General features: G+C 34.5%; 23 protein-coding genes and 1 pseudogene. 6 read left to right on the top strand and 18 right to left on the bottom strand.

Annotated elements, in window-relative coordinates; all coding sequences use genetic code 11:
- Positions 1-186: 186 nt before the first annotated feature.
- Positions 187-2,973 (bottom strand): T9SS type B sorting domain-containing protein, encoded by a 2,787-nt coding sequence (locus BMZ76_RS09010; protein WP_091205133.1) that lies wholly within the window; start codon positions 2,971-2,973, stop codon positions 187-189.
- A gap of 80 nt (positions 2,974-3,053) precedes the next feature.
- Positions 3,054-7,199 (bottom strand): T9SS type B sorting domain-containing protein, encoded by a 4,146-nt coding sequence (locus BMZ76_RS09005; RefSeq protein WP_091205130.1) that lies wholly within the window; start codon positions 7,197-7,199, stop codon positions 3,054-3,056.
- A gap of 132 nt (positions 7,200-7,331) precedes the next feature.
- Here BMZ76_RS09005 and BMZ76_RS09000 point away from each other — a divergent pair, with 132 nt between their 5' ends.
- Positions 7,332-7,742 (top strand): OsmC family peroxiredoxin, encoded by a 411-nt coding sequence (locus BMZ76_RS09000; protein ID WP_091205128.1) that lies wholly within the window; start codon positions 7,332-7,334, stop codon positions 7,740-7,742.
- An 84-nt stretch (positions 7,743-7,826) separates the two neighbouring features.
- Here BMZ76_RS09000 and BMZ76_RS08995 read toward each other — a convergent pair whose 3' ends face one another.
- Complete coding sequence (locus BMZ76_RS08995; protein WP_244281774.1) at positions 7,827-8,519, bottom strand: SGNH/GDSL hydrolase family protein; 693 nt, start codon at positions 8,517-8,519, stop codon at positions 7,827-7,829.
- Between the two features lie 123 nt (positions 8,520-8,642).
- A complete protein-coding gene (gene cysM, locus BMZ76_RS08990; protein WP_091205125.1) occupies positions 8,643-9,530 on the bottom strand; it encodes a cysteine synthase CysM in 888 nt (295 codons plus the stop codon).
- Positions 9,531-9,954: 424 nt separating this feature from the next.
- Here cysM and BMZ76_RS08985 point away from each other — a divergent pair.
- A pseudogene (locus BMZ76_RS08985) lies at positions 9,955-10,581 on the top strand (DUF1003 domain-containing protein).
- Positions 10,582-10,663: 82 nt separating this feature from the next.
- Here BMZ76_RS08985 and BMZ76_RS08980 read toward each other — a convergent pair.
- Entirely contained in the window at positions 10,664-10,942 is a 279-nt protein-coding gene (locus BMZ76_RS08980; protein ID WP_091205122.1) for a DUF2752 domain-containing protein, read from the bottom strand.
- A 101-nt stretch (positions 10,943-11,043) separates the two neighbouring features.
- On the opposite strand from BMZ76_RS08980, the gene BMZ76_RS08975 reads away from it, so the two are divergent.
- Complete coding sequence (locus BMZ76_RS08975; protein WP_091205119.1) at positions 11,044-11,226, top strand: hypothetical protein; 183 nt, start codon at positions 11,044-11,046, stop codon at positions 11,224-11,226.
- Positions 11,219-11,770, top strand: a complete 552-nt coding sequence (locus tag BMZ76_RS08970) for a Smr/MutS family protein (RefSeq protein WP_091205116.1) — start codon at positions 11,219-11,221, stop codon at positions 11,768-11,770. The genes BMZ76_RS08975 and BMZ76_RS08970 overlap by 8 nt, the downstream gene beginning before the upstream one ends.
- 139 nt (positions 11,771-11,909) lie before the next feature.
- Here BMZ76_RS08970 and BMZ76_RS08965 read toward each other — a convergent pair whose 3' ends face one another.
- Complete coding sequence (locus BMZ76_RS08965; RefSeq protein WP_143071070.1) at positions 11,910-12,854, bottom strand: hypothetical protein; 945 nt, start codon at positions 12,852-12,854, stop codon at positions 11,910-11,912.
- A 204-nt stretch (positions 12,855-13,058) separates the two neighbouring features.
- On the opposite strand from BMZ76_RS08965, the gene BMZ76_RS08960 reads away from it, so the two are divergent.
- On the top strand, positions 13,059-13,973 hold the full coding sequence (locus tag BMZ76_RS08960; RefSeq protein WP_091205111.1) for an EamA family transporter: 915 nt from the start codon (positions 13,059-13,061) through the stop codon (positions 13,971-13,973).
- Between the two features lie 23 nt (positions 13,974-13,996).
- A complete protein-coding gene (locus BMZ76_RS08955) occupies positions 13,997-15,121 on the top strand; it encodes a cysteine desulfurase family protein (RefSeq protein WP_091205109.1) in 1,125 nt (374 codons plus the stop codon).
- An 85-nt stretch (positions 15,122-15,206) separates the two neighbouring features.
- Here BMZ76_RS08955 and BMZ76_RS08950 read toward each other — a convergent pair whose 3' ends face one another.
- The 12 genes from BMZ76_RS08950 to BMZ76_RS08895 form a co-directional block, all read right to left on the bottom strand.
- Positions 15,207-17,423 carry a glycosyltransferase gene (locus BMZ76_RS08950; RefSeq protein ID WP_091205106.1) on the bottom strand — a complete coding sequence of 739 codons (2,217 nt, stop codon included), beginning with the start codon at positions 17,421-17,423 and terminating at the stop codon, positions 15,207-15,209.
- A gap of 11 nt (positions 17,424-17,434) precedes the next feature.
- Positions 17,435-18,472 (bottom strand): glycoside hydrolase family 130 protein, encoded by a 1,038-nt coding sequence (locus tag BMZ76_RS08945; RefSeq protein WP_091205103.1) that lies wholly within the window; start codon positions 18,470-18,472, stop codon positions 17,435-17,437.
- 48 nt (positions 18,473-18,520) lie between these two features.
- Entirely contained in the window at positions 18,521-19,513 is a 993-nt protein-coding gene (locus tag BMZ76_RS08940; RefSeq protein WP_091205101.1) for an MlaD family protein, read from the bottom strand.
- 7 nt (positions 19,514-19,520) lie between these two features.
- A complete protein-coding gene (locus tag BMZ76_RS08935) occupies positions 19,521-20,273 on the bottom strand; it encodes an ABC transporter ATP-binding protein (protein WP_091205428.1) in 753 nt (250 codons plus the stop codon).
- Between the two features lie 5 nt (positions 20,274-20,278).
- Positions 20,279-21,061, bottom strand: coding sequence for an MlaE family ABC transporter permease (locus BMZ76_RS08930; protein WP_091205099.1), 783 nt, complete (start codon positions 21,059-21,061; stop codon positions 20,279-20,281).
- Positions 21,062-21,669: 608 nt separating this feature from the next.
- The gene (locus BMZ76_RS08925) at positions 21,670-22,122 is read right to left on the bottom strand and encodes a hypothetical protein (RefSeq protein WP_091205095.1); all 453 of its coding nucleotides are present in this window, start codon (positions 22,120-22,122) and stop codon (positions 21,670-21,672) included.
- A complete protein-coding gene (locus tag BMZ76_RS08920) occupies positions 22,122-22,400 on the bottom strand; it encodes a transposase (RefSeq protein ID WP_244281773.1) in 279 nt (92 codons plus the stop codon). Before BMZ76_RS08920 ends, BMZ76_RS08925 begins: the two co-directional genes overlap by 1 nt.
- Before the next feature lie 390 nt (positions 22,401-22,790).
- On the bottom strand, positions 22,791-23,624 hold the full coding sequence (locus BMZ76_RS08915) for a universal stress protein (protein ID WP_091205089.1): 834 nt from the start codon (positions 23,622-23,624) through the stop codon (positions 22,791-22,793).
- Between the two features lie 186 nt (positions 23,625-23,810).
- Positions 23,811-24,098 (bottom strand): chaperone modulator CbpM, encoded by a 288-nt coding sequence (locus tag BMZ76_RS08910; protein WP_091205086.1) that lies wholly within the window; start codon positions 24,096-24,098, stop codon positions 23,811-23,813.
- Positions 24,099-24,100: 2 nt separating this feature from the next.
- Complete coding sequence (locus tag BMZ76_RS08905) at positions 24,101-24,991, bottom strand: DnaJ C-terminal domain-containing protein (RefSeq protein WP_091205084.1); 891 nt, start codon at positions 24,989-24,991, stop codon at positions 24,101-24,103.
- Between the two features lie 75 nt (positions 24,992-25,066).
- Positions 25,067-25,639 carry a YceI family protein gene (locus tag BMZ76_RS08900; RefSeq protein ID WP_091205081.1) on the bottom strand — a complete coding sequence of 191 codons (573 nt, stop codon included), beginning with the start codon at positions 25,637-25,639 and terminating at the stop codon, positions 25,067-25,069.
- A gap of 212 nt (positions 25,640-25,851) precedes the next feature.
- Positions 25,852-26,793 (bottom strand): reverse transcriptase domain-containing protein, encoded by a 942-nt coding sequence (locus BMZ76_RS08895; protein ID WP_208857650.1) that lies wholly within the window; start codon positions 26,791-26,793, stop codon positions 25,852-25,854.
- Positions 26,794-26,858 lie beyond the last annotated feature (65 nt).

Below are 26,858 nucleotides of genomic sequence, written 5' to 3'. Positions count from 1 at the left end.
TATTTTTTATAAAACTTAAAAGCCATTCGTTGATTCGAATGGCTTTTTTTATGGTTTCTAATTGCGCACTTTGCTGTTTTTGACTCAAATAAGCGTTAGAAATATTTTATTAATGTTTGTGAATGCCAGCATTTATTCGAAACAACATGCTCAGAAAGTTAGTTTATGGGATTTTTTTTTATTCTGTTATCGCTTCAAGCTAAAATGACTTTTTGCTTCCCGACCGTCTTCAAGTTTTATTGTGAACCAATAATCGTCTGCGGGTAATGGTTGCTTGAGATAATTGCCATCCCAACCAAGACTTGAAGGAGATAACTGTTTTAATAATTTACCATATCTGTCAAATATATATATAATAGCATTTTCATAAATAGTGCTATTTATTCCTTTCAAATTCCAGTAATCATTATAGCTATCACCATTGGGTGTGAAGAATTTGGGAGCATTTAATACGGCAAAACTTTTTGTCGTTTGCCCACATCCATTACGATTTGCCACAATTAATTCGTGAAAGCCACCAGGCACATTTTCAAAAAGGATTGAATTTTGAAAAGAAGTTTCGGTTCCATTTTCGTAGTGAAGCTTATATTCATAGTCACTTGGATTATCAAGTTCAACTATGACTTGATTTGTTTGTTGTAAATCCTGTACAATTATATTATTTATTTTTGCTAAATATGACATGGTCACAATGTATTTTCGTGAAGTGGTACAGCCGGATTTATTTTTTACAGAGACGTTATATTCGCCTTGTTTGTTTATAGATATGGTTGGAGTTGTTTCGCCTGTTGACCACAAATAAGTGAAATCATAAATTGTTGCTGGTGCTAAAATTCCGGCATTTAAAAGGATTGAAGGATTTACAAGTCCTTCGCATAGAATTACGTTTTCTAAAATATTGATTTTTGGAGAAGGCTCAACTATAATTTCGAAATTTCCGGTTCCATAACATCCTTCAGCATTTTCAGCTCGAAGGAATACTGTTTTAGGAACTGAAACAAACGGTCCATTAAGTTCGTTTATTCCTATAAAAGCATCCTCTTCAGTTAAATAAAAAGACAAACGTACATCGGAAGGTAAAGTCAACTCTGTTTTTATTAAATCCTTTTTTCGTTCCAAATCAAATGATGCTTTTCCATCACCAAGATCACATTCATGTAGTGCTTCGGGTAATAATAATATGTTTTTATTAGCATGTAATATTACAGTTCCTATGCTGTAGCAGCTTGAATTTGATTGCGAAACTTTTGCGTATGTAAGCTCATCTGCAAAACTGTTTCGATAGTTTACTGGAAGGGATTGGGTATTCGTTAAATCATTTTCAGCATCAGCAATGCTATGGTAATAGTGGACTTCAAAATCCTTTTCGCCTAAACTAATTGGCTCATTAGCCAAAGACAAATTAAACAAAGCTAAACCATCTGTAGGAACGCTATCTTGTGTGTCGCATTGTGTTAATTTGTAAGATGCAGAAAGTATTTTGGGGACTTCATAAATAGTAATTGCTTTTTCAAGAGGCTCTCTTTCTTCACCATTTACAGTTTTTATTAATGTTACTTTATATTCACCTGCTTGTGCGTATGTGTGATAGGCATCAATAGCAGTGGAGGTGAATCCATCTCCAAAATTCCAAAGTACGCTGTCAATTTTTTCAACTGAATTACTGTAAAAATGAGTAGATTCACCTAAACAATTGAATTCATAATTAAAAGCATATAAAAATAATGAGGTGATAAATGGAGGTAAACCTAATTTTGCTTTTTTTCCGCCTAAGTCAATTTCGTTTTGTAAATAATTACAATTAGAGCCATCTAATTCGGGGTTGTTTATAACAGATAATTTATCGCTACTATCATTTCCGGAGGGATATCCAGAGCGATATATTTTTTCGTCAAGCGCCAATTGCAAAGCACCTGCGACATTTGTGGAAGAGTTGATTGTGGTTTTTGAACCTATAATATTAGCGCTTTTGAGATCAAATTGAATTAGTAAACTTCCTAAGGAAACATCATCATTTCTGAACAAATTTGTAGTCACATATAATTTTTTTGATTTTGCAGAAAATTCTACACCATACGGATTAATCCCGCTGACAATAGAAAATCCATTACTTATTTTTCCTGTAGCTGCATCAAAATCAAATAGCCACACATTACCGGTATTTCGTCTAATTTCACCTTTTGGACCTAATTCATCTGTCGCTTTAAAAGAAGTATTCGCCATAGCAATTTTTTTTCCGTTCGGAGATGTTTTTAAATATCCTATTGCATTAGAAATATAGCCGCCAGTTGAAACATTCAAAGAAGTAGTAGTTTGAATCGGTTTTTTGTCAACACCAGATGTGCTTATTTTAAAAGAGTAAAAAGTATTTTTGAAATGGGTTATCACCCAAAAAGAAGTGCCATCACCATGTTGAACAGCGGTAATTTTTTCGGAACATTTAAACTTTATTTCTTCACTATCTCCGGGATTATAAGTAATAAGGTGAATGTTCTTTTCTTTGACAGAGATATCCCCTAAGCCGTTATTTAACCTCAAATCAACCAACGTATAATTTAATCCATTGTTTGGTGGATCCTCATCATTTAAGAGATTATCGTCAACATTCTTTGGATTAGGTTGGTCTACTGTAAATATGTAATATAAATTTAAATTACTTGGATGCGGAACAATTATAGCCGATTGCGTACTCGAGTTATGGCCTAATAAACCGTAACCGTTCGGCATTACCTGATGTGATTTGTTATACACTATTGAACCATCGGTGTAAAAAAGTAGATTCCCATTTTTATCAGATATTGTGGTACAGCCTTCAGCTGTATTTAGCTTACCGTTGGTTAAAGCAATCGGGCTTCCAGAATTAAAATCAAGCCCGGCATAATTTCCAAAATACCATATAGCTGCTTCTTTTTGAGCAAATGCAGAGGTCGTAAAAATAAGTACGGTAAATACTAAAAGAAGACGGGTTTTCATATCAAATTAAAACTATCAAATATAGTGAATAGCAATGTATAAAAGAAATAATAACATTTGACGCTCAATATTTTGGGTGTTTATCTCTTTAAACTAAAATGACCTTTAGCTTCTCTTCCGTCATCTAATTTGATGGAGTACCAATAGTCATCAGAGGGTAAAGGCTGTCCTGTAAATGTACCGTCCCAACCTTGACTGGAGGCCGTAATTTGTTTTAGCAACTTGCCGTAACGGTCATAAATATAGATAACAGCATTTTTATTAAAGACATTATTTACTCCTTTTACATTCCAATAATCATTAATTCCATCACCATTTGGAGTAAAAAATTTAGGAACTCCTGTCACTGCAATGGTTTTACTTACGGTACCACATCCATTTTTGTCATTAATATAAACATCGTGAATACCTGCCGGAACATTGTCAAAGAAATTGGAATCTTGATAAGGTCCATAATCTTCGTCTAAACTGTATTCATAATCACCTGCTCCTGTAACATTTACTGTAACAGTATTGATGTCAGCCATATCAACAATTTGAATGGTATCAATATGTGCCACGTCAGAAGCAGTAACTTTTAGGACTCGAATTCTACTGCAACCTTTACCATTAAAGGCTTCGACAGTATATAATCCTTCCGCGTTTACATCTAATATATAACCAGTTTGACTTGGTAAAACTATTCCGTCTTTCGACCAAATATAAGTATAATTGCCAGTTGGCGAGCCATCTTGAATTCCCGCATCTAGTTGAACAAAGAATGATGGATCGTTTTGGCAAACTAATTTGTCTTCGCTTCCATCGGTATTTAAACTAATATTCGGTAGTGGATCTATTACAAAAGGAATTGTTAATTCGGCGAAACAAGAGGTGTTTATTGGATTCTCAACAATAACTTTTACATTTTGTGTTCCTGTTATAAATGGATTTGGCAACGGACTTGGTAATGCTTTTCCGTTTTGGTCGAAATATTTAACATTCATTCCAATTTGTCCATTCAAAATTGTTGTTTGAAATATTGCAGTATCAAAACCAAATTTTCCGTCTTGAACCAATGGATTTGTCTCGTCATCGCAGGTTGTTGTCAAAGCAATAGGAACAGCAAATGCTTCAGGCAAATCATCAACAATAAATTGTATCATAGTTTCATCGAAACATTTTTGGGTTGTATTATTGGTAACAACTGCTTTTATGATTTGAGATTTTGTTGAAAAACTATTTGGAAATGGGCTCGAAATCAAAACTCCGTTAACATCTTTTAGAGGATTATTTGTCGCATCAAAATAAGTCACTGTGACAGGAAACGATTGATTGGTTCCTAATAAAGTTGACTTTAAAGTTGCTGTATTAAAAACAAAAATTCCATCTTGATCATCATCGCATTGGCTTGGTATAATTACTGGATTTGCAAAAGGTAATTTTTCGACTGATAGTTTAATGAAGTCACCAAAGCCAGCACCGCAATCAGAAGTTAAATTATTATTTACTCTTACCCAAATATTTTGAGCAAAAGGGATGTCATTCCTGAAATTAGTATATTCGGATGGTTTTATAGCTAAAGAATTTCCGCTAGCGTCATTTTGAGCTAAAGCATCTGCTTTGTTTCTATAATATTTAAAGGTGTAATTTGATAATGGTGGAGGTAATTGAGATTCTACGTCATTAATTGCATTGGTTAAATCAAATACTGAAATTCCATCTCTTTTGTTTGTATTAGGGTCACCTGTAGATGTTCCATCTGTTGCTAAAATATCATCGCAAACAGGAGGTTGTATATAACTATACGTAGGTGGGATTTTTGAAGCTGCTACTTTTAATGTTAATTTGGCAATACTAAAACAACCAGTAATTTTATTTACTACTCTTGCCCAAACATTCATTATTCCTTGAGGAGCTGGAAGGGGAGGATTTATATTTTCAAAAGCAAGTGGTGTTGAAATTTGATCAATTGATAAGGGATTATTTGCTTCAGTTTGTGTAGTGTAATATGTGAAATTTTCATTTGTAAAATTGCTAGAAATCACATCGTTTTTTACCGTGAGATTAAAGGTGGAAATAGCATCTAAATCATCGTCACATTGTATAATTGTAACATCATTTACTAATGGTAAAGGGTTTACAACTAATTTAAATGAGTTAACTATATAACAACTTGATAGAATGTTTGTTAATCGGGCATATATTGTTGTATTTGAGGAGTATAAAGTAGTTATTGGATTTATTCCTGATTCAGCATCCCCCGGTAATTTATGATACGTTACATTTATTCCAGTTTGTGAGCCTAAAATTTCACTGTTTTTATTGGTTAAGTCAAAATCTACAAAACCATTTGAATCATTACCATCTGAATTATTGTCGCATATTTCAAAATCAGTAATAGTATAATTTAATGGTATTGCATTGTTGGTTACATTTATAGTGGCTGAAGCAGTAGCGCAAGAGCCAACAGCAGGAAATGAATAGGTGTATAAACCGCTCAAATCTACTGCAGGATCAAAAATGCCAGTTCCAGACGTTAATGCAGGTGACCAAGTTCCTCCAACATCTGCAGTTCCTAATAATGAGAACAAATCAAAAGAACTTGAATCGGTACAAATTGTAATCGAATTATTACTGCCAGCATTTTTTGATTGCTGTATTGTAACATTAACTTTTAGGCTTATTGTTGTTATAGCGGAATTACAATCTTTTGTAAAAGAATAGTTGTATTCGCCCGGACTATTAATAGTGGGATCAAATAGGTTTCCATTTAGAGGATTTCCACTTGGAGGCACAGTCCAAGAGCCACCTGTATCAGGATTTCCATTTATTACATCAAATAAATCTTGTGTTGCATTTGAACAAACTGTTACGTTAGTATCCTGCGGAGTGCTTCCGAACCCAGAATAATATCCTGCAAACCCAGACGCAGTTCCTTGAAATCCAAAAACTCCAACTGCTAAAGGACCTGTAGAAATAACATTGGCATCACCTGTAATATTTGAAATTCGGTAGGTAACCCAATCAGTATTTCCTAAAATAGGTTGAGCTTGTGTTTGTGGGATTATATTTCCATTAACCGTTAAGGTTGATGTGGTATAGGTTAGTATCATTAAATCAGAAGTATAAGTTGTGCTTCCAATTTTATTGACTTGTGGTATATTTACCGAATTTTGGAAAAAACAACTCAAAGGTGGAATAAAATTCAAACCCGAAGTCGCAGTATTAGCACCTCCTCCTATTAATTGATAGGCGAATACCGGCTTACTTGTTTTTACATATAGATTTCTATTAATACTGCCTTGATAATATGAATTTGGAACTTGATAATATTCCCCTGCATCAATTGTAATTATAGGCGTTGGGATGTCATTAATGTAAATAACAGTTCCATCATTATCTGCAACGATTAAAGGTGTTTCCATATTCGGCAACCCATTTCCTTCAATAAAAATATATTCATTTCCAATTTGTGATGCTGAAACAATTTGATCTAATGTAATATCGGCCCTTCCGTTTTCAATTCCACCAAGGACATTGCCTGTATTTACCGCTACAGGATTATTAGAAGTAATTAAAGCTCCTATTATTCCTGTTAGATTTGCCGGAGTATTGCTGTATCCACTAAATACAATGCTTTCGCCAGCTTTTAAATTTGAAAAAGTTTGGCTGGCTGAAGTAATATTACCGGAACCTGATGCAAAAACAACTCCCGTATCATAATCGGATAAAGTTATATCCGTATTATCTTCTGTTGCCATTACGCTTGCAACGAAATTTTTTCTGTTGTCTAATGATTCGTTAATTGTGCATCCTAATCTAAAACTTGTTCCTATTCCAGGTTTTCCCTTAGATATTAATGTTTCCGAATGATTTTGAGCCATCATTCTAAAACTAACATAAAAATCTTTTATTCCCTCAAGAATTATTCCTTTATCTGAAACTACTTTGTTGACGTCAATTAGTTCTAAAAACATTTTTGAGGGCTGTCGGTCTCCAATTTTTATTTCAACAGAATTGCTTGCTGACAATGAAAAAGGAGAACCCGCAAAAGGAATTCCACGTCCGTCTGTTACAGTAACAAGAAATGGAGTTGTCTCAGCCGTTGACAAATAAACATATTGATCAGTTATTTGTGCATTACTTGAATTTCTACTATGCAAAGGCGGAATCCAGTGTTTGTTACTCAATTGAGCAAAGCAACTTATTGATAAAAAAGTAAAGAAAATAAGTAAAGTTTTTTTCATGTGCTAAAAATAGCGAAATTTATATTATCTTTTTTATGAAAAACGACCTTTAAATTTTAGTTAAATTATCATTTGTTTAAAAGTATTTTTTGATAAAAGAAGTAAATTTGAGTTAACAGAAAACAGAAAAACATGAAAAGAAATGCAACCGCAGTCTGGAATGGTTCACTAAAAGAAGGAGCCGGGAAACTAACCACGCAAACTACCACATTAAAAGACACACAATATTCGTTCAAATCCCGTTTTGAAGAAGGAGTAGGAACAAATCCGGAAGAATTGATTGCAGCGGCGCACGCAGGCTGTTTTACGATGCAACTTTCGGCTTACATAAGCGAAGAAGGTTTTGAAATTGAAAGTATCGAAACTAAATGCGACATCGATTTAGTAGACGGAACAATTGTAACGTCACACCTAACGGTTCAAGCAAAAGTAAAAGAAATAACAGAGGATGCTTTTCAACAATTAGTGACAAAGGCTGAGAAAAACTGTCCCGTTTCTAAAGTGTTGAATGCAGCGATTTCAAGTACAGCTAGTTTAGCATAAACAACAATTTACATAACAAAAGGCGCGATTTAATTTAAATCGAGCCTTTTTGTTTTTGATAAAAATAGAATTCTATTTGTTTCTTTATTTGATTGCTAAAACTTCCGTGATTGCTTTTTCAGCAAGCGGAGCCATAATCTGATAACCTAGTTTGTTGGGATGTACACCGTCTTCGGAATAAGCAGTTTTCAATCCGTTATGTTCATCTGCCATAGCCGAAAAGTAATCAAGATACAGAATGCCATTAGCGTCAGCGTATTTTTTTATCATTTTATTTAGTGCCACCACTTTTTCAGCAGGATTTTGATTGGGTTTCCAGGAGAAATCGTAAGCTGGCAATACAGTACACAAAATCACTTTTATCTGGTTTGCTTTTGCCAATTCGGCCATCGAGAAAATATTATTTGCTATCATTTCTAATGTTGAAGGACCAGTATTGCCGGCAATATCATTTATTCCGGCCAAAATAACTATCGCAGCGGGTTTTAACGCAATAACATCGGCTCTAAAACGAATAAGTATTTGTGGAGTGGTTTGGCCGCTGATGCCGCGATTAACGTATGGTTTTCCGGCGAAATATTCAGGATTTAGTACACTCCAAAATTCGGTTATGGAATCGCCTATGAATACTATTCTTTTGTCTCCTTGTGCTACCGGTTTCAAATTCGCATTTTCAATTTGATATTTATTTAAATTCGGCCAATCCTGCGCTTGTACTTTTCCTCCCATAATGATTGATAAAAATAATATGCTGTAAATTAATTTGATGTTTTTCATTTGTAAACGAATTTAAAATGCACAAAAAGGAAATTTTGTAGTACCGAATTAAAACGAAACAACCTTCCATTTATATCCGAAAGATACAGAAAAGGAAGGTTGCGATGTAGTTTTTAGTACAATTTAATCAAACAAATTGGAAGATAAATACCGATCGCCTCGGTCACAAATGATAGCGACAATGACTCCAGATTCTAATTTCTCAGCTATTTTTAAGGCAACTGCTACGGAACCACCACTGCTCATTCCTGCAAAAACTCCTTCTTCAAGTGCCAAACGTTTAGTCATGGCACGTGCTTCCTGCTCCGAAACTTCTATGATTGTATCTACTTTCTTTGCATCAAATATTTTAGGTAAATATTCCTGAGGCCATTTTCTGATTCCCGGAATTTGGGACCCGTCGCTGGGTTGCGCACCTACAATTTGAATCATAGGATTCATCTCTTTTAAATACGTTGACGTTCCTATAATCGTTCCTGTTGTTCCCATTGCCGCAACGAAATGGGTAACGGTTCCTTCCGTATCATTCCATATTTCCGGACCTGTAGTTTTATAATGAGCTTTCCAGTTGTCGTCGTTTGCAAACTGATTAAGCATGATGTAACCGCCTTCGGCTACTTTTTTATCGGCATAATCTCTGGAGCCTATTATTCCAGCTGCTGCGGGTGTCAAAATTACGGTTGCGCCATAAGCACGCATGGTTTGCGTACGTTCTATGGTGGAATCTTCGGGCAAAATCAATTCGATTTCGATTTTAAATAATTGCGCAATCATCGCCAAAGCAATTCCAGTGTTACCGCTCGTTGCTTCAATGAGTTTGTCGCCTTTTTTAATTTCTCCTCTTTCCAGTGCCGATTTTATCATATTGTACGCCGCACGATCTTTTAAGCTACCTCCGGGATTATTTCCTTCCAGTTTCAGTAAAAGTTTTATGTTTTTATTTTGTATCAAATGGATAGATTCCACCAAAGGTGTATTTCCTATTAAATCTAATATTTTTTGTGGTTTCATGCTGTTTAATGTCTTGTGTTTGAATTGTAGTAATCTGATTATTTCTTGAATTACAATACGTATTTATTGGTAAAAACTATTTATAAAACGGTAATTTTAAAAACAGCAACAACAATAGCAGAAAAGAATGTTTTTGTATTTTGGTGACATTTTCATAGGTTTTAAAACGAACCACAAATATATTGAACTATTTCGGAATATTACTTTGATAGAATAAAAGCTATTAAATTTATTGAGACAATTTTGTTAAATAAATATTCCGTGAAGACAGTGTTTACGATTGTTTTTTAATTTTTGGAACTTAAGAATTTTTTCATACTTATTTATTTTCAATGTCCTTGGATCATTATTTAGTTTTGATACTACCGTTTTTTTAAATTAGTTAATAAATAAGAATCTTTCAAAAGTACTTCGACTTTTATAAGTGATATTTCTAAAAAAGGAATTTCCAGTTGCGGATAAAGTACCTTATAAAAATATACGCAACCCAATAGTAGCGCTTATTCAAAATAATTATCCTGATTTTAATGTCAATAAATCCTTGGCGATAAGCGAACTCAATAGGTATCGAGAGAAATACATTTCGAATTATTTATTAATTGAAATAGGGGAGTTGTCCAATCTGGAAGCTAAAGTTATTGGTTCCTTGAAGGAAGATAAATTAATAGGAAGTACCGTTGAGGTTGAAGCGGGTGTTCATACAGTTGGGCTAAAAGTGGCGGATAAAGTAGCTTCTTTTGGCAGAAGCTGGAAATTTATCATTTTCTTTAGTGTATTTATTTTGTTGCGGATCTTGGCCAAAATTTATATTCCGATGAACAAAGGTTTTGATAAGTATTCGTTTATTTTATTGAATCTAATTTTGTTGTGTTTTGCCGCACAGTAAACTCCGATAATTATGATGAGTCAAAATCGTCAGAAAGAAAAAGACCACGAGAGAGCCAAAAAAGATTATATGATAAATCTAAAATCAGAACTTGAAATCCGAAAGATTCATGAAAAACTACATCATTCGATTATGCATCAAAAAGAAGAATTAATAGAAATTTAGAAAGTGCAAATCGAAATGATGAATGATATTTTGACCAGAATTAAATTGCTATTTTTGTTTTAAAGTCAAAAAAAATAATGTGTTAGTAGTGCTTAAAATAATAACCCGCAATCATAAAAACAGCATTGAGGATCGCGGAGCCAATGATGATTTTTTTGTAACTCCTGTTTTTGTCGATAAGATTCAAACCTAGAATTCCTAAAAATAACAACGTGGTAAAAATGGCTGGATACATATTAAAAGCACCTCCGAAATCACCTTGCAAAAGCAGCAAAAATCCTCTCTGAAAACCACAGCCTAAACACTCCACTCCAAAGAGTGTTTTGCTTAAACAAGGCATCATATATTTTTCTAAATCCAATGGTTTTTCTTTTTACAATTCTACGAAAAAATAAGAAACTTTTTCAATATTAAATGAAGCAATTTTAAATTCATTACTTTTGGAATATTATATTTTAAAAGATGAAAAAGTTTATAATTCCCATAATGATTATCGCCATCATTGTTGCTTTGTATGAGCAGGTAAGTGCCGAGAAAAATGTTTATATAATGGTAATCGCCATTGTAATTTTCATGATGGGAATGATGCAATTGAGTGCCAAAACGCCAAGTAAGAATCAAGATAAAGAAGACGAAAATGTTTAACAAAGGAGATAAGGTTTCAGTGCTGGATGAAGCGATGAACGGAGTAGTGTTATCAGTAAAGGAGCAGCAGGTAACTATAGAGACAGAGGATGGATTTACGATGACATTTTTTGTCAATGAGTTGATTAACGTAAACGATTCCAGTAATTTAATGGATTCTATAAGAAGAATAAATGTAAGTGAAGTTTCGAAAGAAAAAGAGATTCCAAAACCACGAAGCTTTGTTAAGGAAAAGAAATCAAAGCATGAGATTTTAGCTCCGGAGTTTGATTTACACATTGAAAAACTAGTTCCAAATAAACGCGGAATGTCTAATTATGACATTTTGACTTTGCAGACTGAAACGGCAAAACGCCACATAGAATTCGCCATTCGGAATCGCATTCCAAAGATTGTTTTTATCCACGGAGTTGGTGAAGGAATCTTAAAAGCAGAGTTGGATTTCCTTTTAGGGCGTTATGATAACATTGCTTTTCAAGAAGGCAATTATCAAAAATATGGACAAGGAGCCACTGAAGTTTTTATTAAACAAAGTGCCATGTAGGTAGTATTGTTTACATTAAAAACAGAAAAAAAGAATCCCGATTTTAAGCGAATTTTCTAATTAAAATTCATTTAAAATCGGGATTTTTTTTGCCGTAAAAGCAGCTTTTTTTAGCGTTGAATTTTGATTGAATTCGGCATTAATTCGTAGTTAATAATTCACCGTAGATGTAATTATCGCCCAAAATAAAATCGCTGTTTCCTTTCTTCATTTTTACCTTTTTAAGGACAACGGTGTGTTTGAAACCGTTTCCAAAAGGAGTACTGGTTACTTCAACTATACCACTTGTATTAGCAACTCCAGCCACTCCAATCCATTCTTCAGTCACTACGGGAGTTGCCGGAAAAGTAGCATTACAAAAATAAGCGCCAGTTACTAAACCAGAGAATAATCGGTAGGTAAGTTTGTTTTTTGTGTCACTTATCAATCCAGTTCTTGGAGCATTTAGCAGTGTTGCTTCATTAACAATTAGAGCAGAATCAACATCAAGAATTAGTGCTTCGCTACTATTGTAATCATATAATTGCTTAGAAGCGCTGCATTGTTCAAGTGTCTTATTGAATGCGAAAGGCAAAGGCGTTGCCGCAGTCAAATAGTCTCCAAAAGCGAATGTCTCATAGACTTGAGTTCCATTTCCTTTGTTAAAGGTGATGTTTTTAAAGGTGATATTGTGATTATAACCCGTAATTTTTGTACTGTTATCCTTTTCATCAGTTGTTTTAACAGCGGTAGTATTTATCACTATATTTCCACCTGTAGCAGTCCATTGATCCGTAACAATGGGAGTTGCCGGCGGTATTGATTCGCAAATTGTTGATGCACTAACAGTACCACTATAAAAACGATAAAGAACGCGATTAGAACCACTGATACTAAATTCTTGTGAAGTGGTTTCAGTTGGGAAAGTAATTCCGGTTGCTTCAAAAATAAGTGCTTCACTGTCTTTCAGTTTATAAATAATGCTATTTGTGGTACATTTTTGTGCAATAACATCTTCAAAATTGATGTCTTCTTGAATTAAGTCGCCATCATCACAACCATTTAAGAACAGGACTAAAATTAACAAGCTAAGGATTCTTTTCATTTTTATAATATTTCTAACAAAAATATAATTTTTAATTTGTTCCAATTACATTACCGTTTAAAAATAGATTATTTAACAGGATTTTAGGTTTTATGTTCGAATAATTACACTGTGAATATCAAATATTGGTTGGTGCTATTGTTAGGATTGCTGTCATTTAAAGCCAATTGAATTCGTTATATTTGCACCAATTTAATACTGTTCATGAAACTTAACAAATATTATTCGGCTGCTTTCTTGGCTTTTTTTATGTGGGGTTTTTTTAGTTTTGCTTTAAAACCGTTGCATAATTATCCCTCTTTGGATATTTTGTTTTATCGGGTATTTTTTAGCGTGATTACGATGGTATTTATCAATGTTGTTTTCCGCAGAAAAGTAATGCGACAAAATTGGAATCATTTCATAAACATCTCTTTTAAACAGCAGAGAAATGTTGTTTTATTGACACTTGGCGGTGGCGTATTTCTCTCCTCAAACTGGTTTGTTTACATTTATGTGATGAATCATGTCAGTGTCAATGCGGCATCGCTAGCCTATTTGATTTGTCCAATTGTGACAACTGTTTTTGCCTTTTTTATGTTGAAAGAAACGCTCAGTAAATGGCAGTGGGTCGCTGTTTCAATCAGTTTTTTTAGTTGTATATTGTTATCTTTCAACCATTTTCAGGATATATTTTACAGCCTTATTACCGCGGCGACTTATGCGTTGTATTTAGTGAGCCAACGAAAAAACAACGATTTGGATAAATTTCTGGGGCTGACTATTCAATTGATTTTTACAGCAGTTGTTCTGCTTCCTTTTTATCCAAAATACAGCGGAGCAATTCCTATGGAGCCTTTATTTTATAGCTGTATGTTCATGATTGTGGTATTTTTCACCATTATTCCATTGTTTTTAAATCTTTATGCGCTAAAAGGAATCAACTCTTCTGCGGTAGGAATTATGATTTATATTAACCCTATTATTAATTTTTTACTGGCCATATTTTACTACAAGGAGCAAGTAAGTTTCCTTCAATTGTTTTCTTATTTTCTAATTTTGGTTTCGATAATTGTTTTTAATGAAAGAATACTCTTTTCCAGAAAATCGAAAGTGATTCAAACAGAAATCGAGGGTTAAAAATAATTTTATAATTTTAAAAAATGAAAAAAGTATATCTCGATAACGCCTCTACCACTGCGATTCGCCCTGAAGTAATTCAGGAAATGACCAAAGTTTTAATAGAGGATTACGGAAATCCCTCGTCAACACATAGTTTAGGACGTACCGCAAAAAATATTTTGGAGCTATCCAGAAAATCAATTGCCAAAAATTTGAATGCTACGGCTCAGGAAATTATTTTTACTTCTTGCGGTACTGAAGCCAACAATTGGATTCTTCGTTCTGCCGTTAAAGATTTGAAAGTAAAACGAATAATTACCAGTAAAATCGAGCATCATGCGGTTTTGTATACGGCTTTAGCATTAGAAAAAGAGTATGGTATTCAGGTGGATTATGTTGCAATAAAATCGAATGGGCAAATTGACATTACAGATTTGGTGGAATTACTTTCGCAGGAAAAGAAGACATTAGTCAGTTTGATGCATGTGAATAACGAAATAGGAACCGTTCTGGATTTGGAACGAATAAGCCGCATTTGCCAAGAGCACAGCGCATTATTTCATTCGGATACGGTGCAGTCTGTTGGAAAAACAACAATCGATTTACAAAAATTATCGGTTGATTTCATCGTTGCCAGTGCGCATAAATTTCACGGACCAAAAGGAGCTGGTTTTGCTTTTATTCGAAAAAATTCCGGGTTACAACCCTTATTTTTTGGAGGTGAACAAGAAAAAGGACTTCGGGCCGGAACTGAGGCTTTGCATCAAATTGCCGGAATGGCAAAAGCATTGGAATTGTCATACAGCAATTTAGAAACGGAACGAAATCATATTTTTGAATTAAGAAATTATTTAATTACCCAACTTGAACTTGAATTTCCAGCTTTTGAAATTAATGGAAGTGTTGATGGATTTTATACGGTTTTGAATGTTTTATTGCCTTTTTCAGCGGATAAAACAGCGATGATTTTATTTCATTTGGACATGAAAGGAATTGAAGTTTCCCGCGGAAGCGCTTGCCAATCCGGAAGTATCAAACCTTCACATGTTTTAGCCGAAATGCTTTCAATTGAAGATTTAAAGAAACCTAGTTTACGAATTTCTTTTAGTCATTTCAATACAAAAGAAGATATTGATGTGCTTATTGCTGCACTAAAAACCATATAAAAATTCTGCTTTACAGCAGATTTTTAGTGGCATTTAAGTTCTCATTTGCTTCGTTTTGGGTATTAATTAGTTCTTGGAAAACTGTTTAGGCATATTTCTCCATAATTAAGCGCGCTTTAAAAAAGCATAAGGTCGATTCTGCTCCTTGATTGATATTGATGTGTTTGTCTTCTAATCCATCGTAGGAAGCACCGTTTGCCGGATTGTACATGATTTGTTTCAAATGATTATTTCCTAAAAACCAGATAAAAGCGAGTTTTAATTGGTCTTTATATTTATTATTTTGCGTAATTTCATAAAATAAATCCAATGCAATTATGGTCGTTGCCACTTCAATAGGCTGTTCCCCATAGAATATTCTTTCGTTTTGTTTTTTAAACCAGCCTCTGTTCGAAATTACTTTCAGTTGTCCTTTCATGAAATAATGGGAAAGCAAAAAGTCGAATGTGATGAGTGCAATTTTTTTATATTTTGGATTTTTGGTGGTTAAATAACTGTACATCATGGCTTCGGGCAGCACATTATTAGCATAGGTCATATAATCTTCATACCAGCACCAATTCTCGGCTGAATTAATTTTATAATGATGTAAAAGTTTATCGGCAAGTTTCGCGATGTGATTTTTTATTTCGCTGTCTTTGTACGTTTCATGATAAAGGTAAAGTCCCTTCAAAGCATAGGCTATTGCTCTGGGAGATTTAAAATTATCAATCTTTTTTATCGCTTTGTCCCAGCATTTTACCGCTTGACAAATCATGTCCAGCGGTAAGTTTTGTCTGTGAGAAATCACCATTCCTAGACTCCATAACGCTCTTCCATTGGCATCTTCTAGATTTACTTCTCCGTTTTGCTTTGTTAGATGATTGTCAAAGTCTTTGTAATTATTAAACCAGCCGTCATGTTGTTGTATACCTTCGATAAAGTTCAAATAAATATTCGCTAATTTTAAATTCTCATTACCGGGGAACGCTTTGTTATACATGACCATATTGATTAATGCTCTGGCATTATCGTCTAATGTATAGCCTGATTCAGGATCAGGCTGGCTAAATTTTGAAAACTGAAGAATTCCTAAATCGGTAGTCATTTTTTTAATGTGGTCTAAATTTATAGTTGGAAAATTGAATCTCAAATCATCTTCTCTATTTGTTAATTGGTCAAACAAAAGGCGGTATTGTATTGCAATATTCTCCCAATTTGTTGCACGAGCCATAGCAAAAGCATTTTTTCCCAATGCGATTCGTTGCTCTTTATTTTCAATAAGATAGCGTATTGCTTTTTGAAATTCTTTTGGATTATCGAAATTTTTTAATAGGATCCCATTACCATTTCCTAGCGATTCGACAGCATGTGGTATAGGAGTGGAAATCACAGCACAACCACTGCTCATGGCATACGCAAAGGTTCCGCTTACAGCTTGATTTGGATCTTTTGAGCAAAATAAATAAATTTCGGATAAAGTTAAAAATTCCAATAACTGTTCCAATTGAAGATATTCATTAATGAAAATCACATTGTTTTCCAGATCGAGCTCCTTTACAATAGAAGTAAGTAAATTTCGGTATTTTTCTCCTTCTGTTTTTAAAACTTCAGGATGAGTTTTACCTATAATTAGATAAATAACTTCAGGATGTCGAGTCACAATTTCCGGTAATGCATGTAATACAGTTTCAATTCCTTTATTTTCGCTAATTAATCCAAAGGTTGATAATACCACTTTATCTTTAAAACCATATTTTTTTTTCAGCACCTTTTTTTGTTCCCAAAGCACGGTATGATTGCCGTGAGGAATAACTACGGTTTTAGAATGCGGACAGTTGTAATAGTCGCTCAAAATTTCCTTCGATTTTTTGGTAAGCACAACGACTTTATCGGATAAATCAGTTAAGGCATAAACCACTTTTTTTCTTTTTTCATCCGGATTAGGCAGCACAGTATGAAAAACGGTTACAATAGGTTTGTTAAGCGCTAATATAAAAGAAAGAATATGATCACCATATTCCCCTCTAAAAAGACCAAATTCATGCTGAATGCATACCAATCCAATATCGGTACGTTCATTTATTTTTTCAGCAACAAGCCTGTAATGTACTAAAGAATCTACAGGCAAGATATAGGTAACTTCTTCTGTGTAACGTAATTCCTGATCCCTATTTTGCAAAGCGCAAACTTCCACGGGAAGCGTATCTCCAAAAACAACATACAATGCATCGACAATATCATTGGTAAAAGTTGCTATTCCACATTCTCTTGGAGGATAGGAGCTTACAATTAGCATTTTTATTCCTTTCTCGATTTTCATAATGTTATTTTTTACGGTTGTTTTCTCAGTTCGAGAAGTAATTCGTTTAGGTCTACTTTTGCAACTGCAATATGTTTATCGGCCACGCCGTAATAGATGTATAAGTCGTTTCCAAATAAAGCATGTCCCGTTGGAAAAACAACATCGCTTACTTCCCCTTCTATTTCCCATTGTTTTGTAGGTGAAAACAACGGAAATGGTAATCTCGCAATTTCAATTTTCGGATTGTCCAATTGTAATAAAGCGGCTTTAGCATGATATATCTTTCCTTTAACAGTTTCTTGTACACCATGATAAATAAGCAACCAACCATATTCTGTTTCAATGGGCGGGCCGCCTGCGCCAATGTAATTCACTTCAAATGCATCCTTTGGATCCAGTACAATGTGATCCACCAGATTTATGAGATATTCTTTCCAAAAAGACTCGGTTAAATCGTTGAAATCCTCAAATTCTGCAATCTGAATTCCGGGCCAAATTCGATGCAACAACATAAATTTCCCATTTATTTTCCGTGGAAATAACACCACGTCTTTATCCCTGAGCAACCTGAATTCATCTGCAACCAATCCTATTTGAGCAAAAAGATTGTAATACTTATGGTATTTTGGATTGAGATTATTACGGTCACAACAGTTTACAAAATTTTCATATTCTTGGTAGTTGACATGTGGCGTTATGATACCGTGTTTTTCAAAATGAATTAAATCTTTAGAAGTGGCAAGTGCTCCCATAGCATTGACACCATCATAGGCGGTATAGGTAACGTAATAGGTATCTTCAATTTTGACAACACGGGCATCTTCCACACCGTGTTTTTCATATTCAAAATCACGCATAATTAGGGGTTTTTCGTGGCGTTCAATTACCTTTACAGGACCATCCATCTTGGCATAACCTATGGTTGAATAATTCCCATGCTCCACTGCCCGGTATAAAATATGAATTGTATTTCCTTCCTGATAAATTCCGGGATTAAGCACGCCGTTATTTTCAAATTGGTGGTCGGTGGGACTTAGAATTATTCCTAGTTTTTCTATTGTAACCATGTTGTAATTGTATTTTATGTAAATCTCAATTCAAATTAATATCCAAAGTTATTTTTGTTGCTCTTCCTTTTTTCGTTCTTTCATTTTGGCTTTTTCCTGCTTTCTAAAATAGCCGCGAAATAAAAAATTATGTTTCAAGGCTTCTAAATTTTCATTTAAACGGAAACTCGCATCGTTAATATTAGTCATAGTCGAATCTATTTTATGAACTAATTTTGGGTCATTCGAAAGGTAATTTATTGCTCCTTTTCCATCTTTAATATTCACAATTGTAGTATCTACTCTACTTATTATTTTATCTATTTCAGTGCTTGTTTGCTTCAAATTGCGTACTATTGCTTTAAGATTATTGGCAACAGCTGTATCTTTCAAAACACCAATCACATTGTCTTTATTTTCTAAGGAAGAAATAAGGCGGTTTAGTTTTATCATCGATTCCGAACTTCCTTTTCCTGTAATTTTTAAATAGAGCATTGTTAATTTCAGATCTTTAGCTAACATTGAATCTTTAATCAATAAACCCACAGTGCCTGTTCCCTGATTGATTTCTTTTGTGATTTTAAGTAAATCTGCCGTCAGAAGTGCTGCATTTTTATTGGTTTTACCAAGTGTATTCAGCATATCATCACTGCGAATGCGGTTTAATGTGCGAATCTCATCTCCTGGTAATATCGAGGCGGCTATTTCCTTACCGGGAATAATATTGATAATCATATTGCCTACCAAACCATCAGAACCAATTGTGGCAATTGCATTTTTCCTGATGTGTGGAAAAATGGTTTTGTCAATCAGCATATCGACTCTGATCGCCGTATCGTTAATCATTGCTATACCGCGAACCGTTCCGACATTTATTCCGGAATAGCGTACGTTGTTTCCTAATTGTAAGCCACTGACATTATTGAAAACCGCAGATAATTTATTGGTTTTACCAAACATTTGTTGCTTATCGCCAATGAAATACACGGCGAGTATAAACAGCAATAACCCGATTATTACAAAAAGTCCAAGTCGCAATTTTTGTGATGTCGTTTTTTCCATTTTATTCTTATTTAAAGAAAGCTTGAACTTTTTGATCTGTTGAGAGGGATAATTCATCAAAAGTGCCTTCGGTATAATTGATGCCATCGACCAATAAAATCATTCGGTTTGAAATCACTCTGGCGCAATCCACATCATGGGTAATGATAATTGCCGAAGTGTTGTATTTTTGTTGGATAGACATCATCAACAGCAAAATTTCTTTTGCAGTAATGGGATCTAATCCCGTCGTAGGTTCGTCATACAAAATTATTTTGGGTTGCAGAATCAATGTTCTGGCCAAAGCAATTCGACGTTTCATTCCACCCGATAACTCTTCGGGCATTAAATTAATCGTGTGCGCTAATCCCACGTTTTCCAGAGCTTCCATCACTAATTGTGTGGTGTCTTTGATAACTCCAAACTTTTTTTTGTGACGTCGCAACGGGAATTCCAAATTTTCCCTGACCGTCATCGAATCATAGAGCGCGCTTCCCTGAAAAAGAAATCCAACCTCAGTCCGTAAATCGTCCAGTTCCTCGCGATCGATTTGCGTTATGTCTTTTCCCATCACAATGATAGAGCCGCTATCTGGCTGTTCCAGTCCAATTAAGCATTTAATCATCACTGATTTTCCGGAACCTGATTTCCCCATAATCACCAGATTTTCGCCTTCATTCAGCACCATATTAAAACCATCCAAAACATGATTGTCACCATAGCTTTTTCGCAAGTCTTTGATTTCTATAATTCGGTTAAGATTTGGTGTCATGGTACTCATAATCATCATATATCATAAAATATATCGGTAACAAAAACAGCAATAAAGTCGATAATAAACAGCAACATCGACGTAAAAACTACTGCCGAATTAGCTGCTAAACCAACACCGGCCGTCCCTTTCTTGCAATAATATCCTTTGAAACAGCCAACTATTCCGATCGCAAAACCAAAAAAGAACGTTTTGATGGTTGCAGGAATTAAATCACCAAATTCCAGTGCATCAAAAACCTGGTTATAATAAAGTAAAAAGGAAACTCTTCCTTTGATATTTTCCACAAGAAAAGAACCGAAAATTGCGATAGCATCTCCAAAAAAAACTAAAACTGGTAACATAAAAGTCGTAGCCAATACACGAGTTACCACTAAATATTTGAACGGATTAGTACCGGAAACTTCCATGGCGTCAATTTGTTCCGTAACCCGCATCGAACCTAATTCAGCGCCAATACCCGATCCGATGCGTCCTGCACAAATCAGAGCCGTTATAATAGGTCCGATTTCTCGGATCAGTGAAATGCTAACCATAGATGGAATCCAGGAAACGGCGCCAAATTCCTGCAGCGTGGGACGCGATTGCAGCGTGAACACCAAACCAATAATAAATCCCGTAACGGCAACAAGAAGCAAGGAACGATTTCCCATATTAAAACACTGCCGTAAAAACTCTTTGAACTCCGTAGGACGTTTAAAAGTTTCTTGAAAAAAACGGGCTGAAAAATAGGAGAGTTCGCCAATTTCGATTAAAACAGCTTTGAATAATTCAGTTATTTTAGAAATAGTATTCATAAGCAAATGAATTAGTTTTTAACAGAAAATAGCCACTCAAATATATAGTTATTTATCTGATTATCAAATTTATTAAGCATGTTGTTTGCCTATAATATTGAAGGTTTTGTCGAGAAAATAACAATTTTAAAAAATAACGACATTTTTGCAATCGTTATTTTTATCCAGGCGAATAATTTCAATTTTAAAATTACAAATACAGATGTGATTTTTGATAAAAAGAAGGTCAATAAACCCCTGCTTTAATCGGATAATACTATTATTTATTGATGTCCGGTAAAACAATTTAGATTATTATGAACCGAAAATATTTAGCAGATATTGAGTCTTATTTATCAGCACTATAAAAATCCGTTTAATTTGTAATAATCTGTGGCTAAATTAAAAGTAACAAATCAATCGTATTTTTATTTTTTATCTTGCTGCTTGGGTTTATCTTTCGTGATTTAAATCCATTTTTCTATTTATTCTTCCCAAAACATAATGCTTGATACTGCCAAGGTCAGCAGTAATTCATTAATGACTTCCTTCATTAAAAGCATCCCAAGTGAATTTGTCTAAAAATGTGATTCCATCAATCATTTAACAATGTATCTTGGCTCCAAACTCTACCTTTGCTTGGCTTTTCCTCTTACTATTGGTCTTACATGAGGCTGATGGATGCTGACAATTCGGTGTGGAACTGATTTTGTTTTTTCTCGAAACATCTCCTCTCGTTGGCTATAAAGTGTCTGGATTACATACCAATATTTCAACTCCTTTTTTCTGAGTGGAATGCCGCTATATCGCTCTAATAGCTTGGAAATATGTTCAATATTTCGTTTCAAATAGCGAAGTTGCTGTCCAACACCTTTACGAACAATCCTACCTGTTTTGTTCTTTTTTTGATCCGTGTGAAGATATATTGTTCTTGCTTTTTCCCTATAAGTTCTAGGCTTCTTGCCGTGAAGTTCTTTCACATATAAGAGGTCAATCAACATCTCTGATTTTTCTCGGGCATCATTGAGTAGATTCAAATCAGTAGGATAAGAAATATCTTGAGGGCATGCTGTAGCGTCCATTAATACGGTTCCTCTATTAGAATTCCCCTATCGTTTGTTGAATCTGTGTCGTCTTTACGATCCCTTTTATTGTCTTCAAGTTTGGTTTTTATAGCAACAATTTTTTCGTTAATGGTATTCAAAACATCCAAACGTAAATGCTTTCGAAACGTTACAAACAAAGACGCATCAAATGGAGGTTCATCTGAAAAACTAGAATAACCCAAGAAATGTTGCATATAGATATTCTCGGAAATTTGAGCAACTGTTTCACGCTCGTCAATATCACACAAGTGCATTATGATAATTGACCCTAAAACTTTCCTCGGATTCAATCGTGGTCGACCAGTTGTACTTTTAGGAACCGCTTTAAGATAAATATTGCAAATCTCATCCCAAGGAATTAGCTTTGCTAAAACAACTTATTGGTTTTCAGAATTCAATTTCTTCTCAAAAGGAGATTCAAATCCCTCAAAAACCAACTGGTTTTGACTGACAAAATCAGGTGTTGGTGCACACTTTTTTGGACTGTTTAGCATAATACCTTGCACTTAGTTTCTCAAATATAACTATATCTAATTGAACTGCAATTTAATATGCGTTTCTCAGCAGACCCTAAATAGTTTTCTTTACTAGAGTAGAAGCTACTTTTAGCGACGACTTAACTGTCGTTTGGGTGGAAAACAGTATTATTTAATTGGAATAGTCAGCAACGGAATGGGAACATGATAAGCCATTTTTTTGGTTACACTTCTGTGAAAAATACGATTCCAAATTCCTTTTCTTTTCAAAGGATTCATCACAATCATATCGGTTTTATCAATCAGGGTTTCCTCTAAAATGGTTTTTGAAATGTCTTTTCCAACAGTATGATGATAAGTGAATTCAAAATCTTTAAAGTGATTTTGGGTTGTTTTTTTATACCTATCATAATCTTCATCTGCAGTAAATAACGTTATTCCCCAATCAACATGTAAAATGTTAATTTTAGCATCGAAAATCCGGTTAAATTCTAATAACAATTGGAGCACCTTCTTGTCTTTTTTGGAATAATTAGTTGCGTATGTAATTTTTTCGGGCACTTTAAATTTATACTTATTTGGGATGGCTAATACCGGACAAGGAGCGTTGATCGTCACTTCGGCGGTAAAACTTCCTATGAGTTTTTCTTTCAAACCACTGGCACCTTTGGTCCCCATTACAATCAAATCGGCTTTGCTTTTTTTGCAAAAATCAATAATCTTAATACCTTCTGGGCCCTGATCGACATGAATTGAAATAGAAAGATTGGGATTTTTCTTTACAATAGAATTATTTATGGCAGTGAGCCTGTTTGTTACTTTTTTATGGGCCTCCATATTGTCTTTTTCGTTCAGTGAAAGAAGGTAAAATCCGCTTTCATACGGAATGAAACTGTGATACAAAATCAGTGAAGCGTCCCAAAGTACCGCTAATTTTACAGCATAATGAATAGCGGAATCTGCCGGAATCGAGAAATCTGTGGGCACAAGTATTGTTTTCATGGCTGTAAAAATTATTTTTAGCGGTCGTTTATATTAGCAGCTTTTTATTTATTGGTTGTTGCTTGCTTAAATAGATGGACATGACGATTTAATAATTTTAGTTTAGATAAATGGCATTACAACTTTTCTATTTTTAAAAATAGCGAAATACAAATTTAGTCACGGTAGAGTCAATAGGGACATTTTTCAACTTTCGTACAAACGCAATCTGTTTTTGAGAGTGGTCAATTCATTCTGTAATGCATCAATCTTTTGTAGCAAATTAAAAACTACATCAATTCCTTCTATATTAACTTCCAGTTCCTGATGCATGCGAATCATTTTTTCGATTTCATAAACTGCATCGGAATCAATATACTGGCTGGTTTCTATAGTTTTTATTTCCAATAAACCCATGTCACTGAGGTTTGTAAAAAAAGACAGTTCCACTTCATAATAATCACATAATACTGGTATCGGGATTAGGTTTTCCATGTTTATGAGGTTCTTAGTGTAGCGAGTTCCGTAAATAATTCTTTTTCTTTTTCAGAAAGATTAATAGGAATTTGTATTTGATAGGTTAGGTACAAATCACCAAATTCTCCTTCTTTTTTATATATCGGAAACCCTTTTTCTTTTAATTTGACCTTAGTTCCGTTTTGGGTTCCGGGTTTCACGGTCAGTTTTACTTTTCCGTCGAAAGTATCTGAGGTAATCTCGCCGCCCAATAGTGCGGTATACAAATCTAAATTCACTGTTGCATAAAGATTATTTTTATCACGTTTAAACTTAGTATGATTCTCTACAGTGAACGTAATGTACAAATTGCCTTTGGGACCACCACCGGAAACTTCGCCACCCATACCGCTTATTTTTATTTGCTGCCCGTTTTCAACACCGGCAGGAATAGTAATGCGAATGTTTTTTCCATTAATGGTCAGCGTGCGTTTGTGCGTCGTGTACACCTCTTTGAGTTCCAGATGCAGTTCAGCATTAAAATCCTGTCCTTTGAACTGCGCACTTCCGCGACCACCGCCACCAGAGGTAGGACCACCAAACATAGATTCAAAAAAATCAGAGAAATCACCACCTCCGCCAAATCCGCCTTGTTGTCCATTTCCATGGTATTGTCGCTGCTGTTTTGATTTTTCAAACTCTTCCGCATGCTGCCAGTTTTCGCCGTAGTCATCGTATTTCTTCCGATTTTCAACATGGCTCAACACTTCATTCGCTTCATTGATTTCCTTGAATTTCTTTTCGGCTTCCTTATCGTTGGGATTTAAGTCGGGATGATATTTACGCGCAAGTTTGCGATAGGCCTTTTTAATCTCGGCTTCGGTTGCTTTTTTGTCCACTTCAAGAATCTTGTAATAGTCTATGAATGCCATTGCGATTATTTTTATGTTGTGGTTATTGGGTTAGGTTTGTAGCATTTGGAAACAAAAAAAATGTTTTTTTGATACTTATTGTTTTATAAATTCACTGTCGGCTTTAATTTTTACTTCATCACTAATCATTGGTGCAGGGAATTTTGGACCTATATTAAAATCAGAACGTTTTATGACAGTGCTGAATTTAAATCCAGCTGTTGGCGCTTTAGATTGGGGATTTTCAATAGTTCCTCTATACCACATAGTAATGACTACCGGTTTAGTTATTCCGTGTAATGTGAGTTGGCCCGTTAGTTTATATTTATCTTTCTCTGTTTTTTGTATTGATGTGCTTTTGAAAGTCATTTTTGGATATTTTTCCACATCAAAAAATTCATTACTTCGTAAATGCTTGTCACGCATTTCCACTTCGGTATTGATTGACGCGACAGTTGTTGAAAGTTCAAAAACAGCATCACTGAAATCAGTTTTGGTGGTAATTGCGCTAATATCAAATATTTTGAACAATCCGGAAATATCAGAGATACCATTGTGTACCGTGCTAAAAGTTAATTTTGAATGCATTGGATCAGCTTTCCAGGTTGTTTGCGCAAACAGAAAAGTGCATAAAAATAATGTGGTGATAATTGTTACTATTTTTTTCATGGCTTATTTTTTTAATTTAAATATTCTATAAAGCAGTTAAGGAGTTTCAAATCGAATTTATTCTGACATCTAAAATCATTATTTTCAAAAAATTTGTGTACCAAATTTAATCATTTATTAGATGATAAAATAACAATAAAGCGTTTTATTATAGTTCGTTATAAAAATTAAAAGCTCCGAAAATGGAGCTTTTAAAATGGGTTTTTTTATTTTTATATCGGAAACAATTCGTTTTCTATTGTCTTTAAATCTTGTTTGTGTTTCAAGTCAAAAAGTAGCGCTTTATACTTTATGAATTCTGCGTCTTTTGGATTTATTTGGAGCACAAAATTTATTTTTCCTAACAAATGTTCCAGATAATTCTTCTGATTAATTTCTTTGTATTCGCGGTGTTCCTCAAAACCAAACTTTTGAATGTAGTATAAGGCCTGGCGCAACTGATTGCGTTCATGGAAAATTACCTGCGGTTTTTGATTAACTACAACACCAGTAACTGTTTGTCGCATATCGGGCGTCATCAGTTTGGTTTTTTTGGCATTGATGCGAAGCCCCATTTTCTCAATAATTTCTGTCACTATTTGAAGTAATTTATTCTCATCAAAATCGCCAGAAAAACTCATGTCGTCCGCATAACGGGTATAGCGAATTTTATGTTCTTTGCAATACGCAGCAATTGCAGCATCGGCCACTTTAAAAACAAGATTTGAAAGATAGGGACTCGTGGGCGCTCCTTGAGGCAAACTGCCATCTCTGGTGCATAATCTGGACAGGAGTTTTGATATTATTCTGGAGTAGCCCAATTCCAGAAATTCATTTTCTACAGCTTCAACGCGTATTGACGGAAAGAAATTTTCTAAATCCAGCGTGAAAACTTTGGGTTGGTTTTTATGAAATCTCAGGTTCTCCAGTAATGATACTGTTGGTCTGTATGCTTTCGCAAAAGTGCTGATGGGCACTTTATACAGTATGTTTCTGAGAATCCACATTTGGATTTCTTTCAAACTGGGGAGTGGTTCAGATATAAGTCGTTTGCTTCCATTTTTTTTTGCAACTTCAAAATCTCGGTAAAAATAGTTAGGAAACAGCGATGCTTTTTTCAGGTATTCTTTTTTGTAACCTACAAGAGCCGATAGATGTGTGGGATTGTAAATCACCGGAACCTGATGCGAAAATAAAACTTCGGCATAATCCAGACAACGCTGAATGTTAGGGAGCGAAA

Source organism: Flavobacterium xueshanense, from assembly GCF_900112975.1.
Lineage (GTDB): Bacteria > Bacteroidota > Bacteroidia > Flavobacteriales > Flavobacteriaceae > Flavobacterium > Flavobacterium xueshanense.
Note: the sequence above shows the minus strand (reverse complement) of the source record. Positions and strands in the feature narration are given on the sequence as shown.

Bases quoted from the DNA above. Each gene is read 5' to 3' on its own strand.
- BMZ76_RS09010 (WP_091205133.1), bottom strand. From the start codon at position 2,973: ATGAAAACCCGTCTTCTTTTAGTATTTACCGTACTTATTTTTACGACC.
- BMZ76_RS09005 (WP_091205130.1), bottom strand. From the start codon at position 7,199: ATGAAAAAAACTTTACTTATTTTCTTTACTTTTTTATCAATAAGTTGC.
- BMZ76_RS09000 (WP_091205128.1), top strand. From the start codon at position 7,332: ATGAAAAGAAATGCAACCGCAGTCTGGAATGGTTCACTAAAAGAAGGA.
- BMZ76_RS08995 (WP_244281774.1), bottom strand. From the start codon at position 8,519: ATGAAAAACATCAAATTAATTTACAGCATATTATTTTTATCAATCATT.
- cysM (WP_091205125.1), bottom strand. From the start codon at position 9,530: ATGAAACCACAAAAAATATTAGATTTAATAGGAAATACACCTTTGGTG.
- BMZ76_RS08975 (WP_091205119.1), top strand. From the start codon at position 11,044: ATGAAAAAGTTTATAATTCCCATAATGATTATCGCCATCATTGTTGCT.
- BMZ76_RS08970 (WP_091205116.1), top strand. From the start codon at position 11,219: ATGTTTAACAAAGGAGATAAGGTTTCAGTGCTGGATGAAGCGATGAAC.
- BMZ76_RS08965 (WP_143071070.1), bottom strand. From the start codon at position 12,854: ATGAAAAGAATCCTTAGCTTGTTAATTTTAGTCCTGTTCTTAAATGGT.
- BMZ76_RS08960 (WP_091205111.1), top strand. From the start codon at position 13,059: ATGAAACTTAACAAATATTATTCGGCTGCTTTCTTGGCTTTTTTTATG.
- BMZ76_RS08955 (WP_091205109.1), top strand. From the start codon at position 13,997: ATGAAAAAAGTATATCTCGATAACGCCTCTACCACTGCGATTCGCCCT.
- BMZ76_RS08950 (WP_091205106.1), bottom strand. From the start codon at position 17,423: ATGAAAATCGAGAAAGGAATAAAAATGCTAATTGTAAGCTCCTATCCT.
- BMZ76_RS08945 (WP_091205103.1), bottom strand. From the start codon at position 18,472: ATGGTTACAATAGAAAAACTAGGAATAATTCTAAGTCCCACCGACCAC.
- BMZ76_RS08940 (WP_091205101.1), bottom strand. From the start codon at position 19,513: ATGGAAAAAACGACATCACAAAAATTGCGACTTGGACTTTTTGTAATA.
- BMZ76_RS08935 (WP_091205428.1), bottom strand. From the start codon at position 20,273: ATGAGTACCATGACACCAAATCTTAACCGAATTATAGAAATCAAAGAC.
- BMZ76_RS08930 (WP_091205099.1), bottom strand. From the start codon at position 21,061: ATGAATACTATTTCTAAAATAACTGAATTATTCAAAGCTGTTTTAATC.
- BMZ76_RS08925 (WP_091205095.1), bottom strand. From the start codon at position 22,122: ATGGACGCTACAGCATGCCCTCAAGATATTTCTTATCCTACTGATTTG.
- BMZ76_RS08920 (WP_244281773.1), bottom strand. From the start codon at position 22,400: ATGCACTTGTGTGATATTGACGAGCGTGAAACAGTTGCTCAAATTTCC.
- BMZ76_RS08915 (WP_091205089.1), bottom strand. From the start codon at position 23,624: ATGAAAACAATACTTGTGCCCACAGATTTCTCGATTCCGGCAGATTCC.
- BMZ76_RS08910 (WP_091205086.1), bottom strand. From the start codon at position 24,098: ATGGAAAACCTAATCCCGATACCAGTATTATGTGATTATTATGAAGTG.
- BMZ76_RS08905 (WP_091205084.1), bottom strand. From the start codon at position 24,991: ATGGCATTCATAGACTATTACAAGATTCTTGAAGTGGACAAAAAAGCA.
- BMZ76_RS08900 (WP_091205081.1), bottom strand. From the start codon at position 25,639: ATGAAAAAAATAGTAACAATTATCACCACATTATTTTTATGCACTTTT.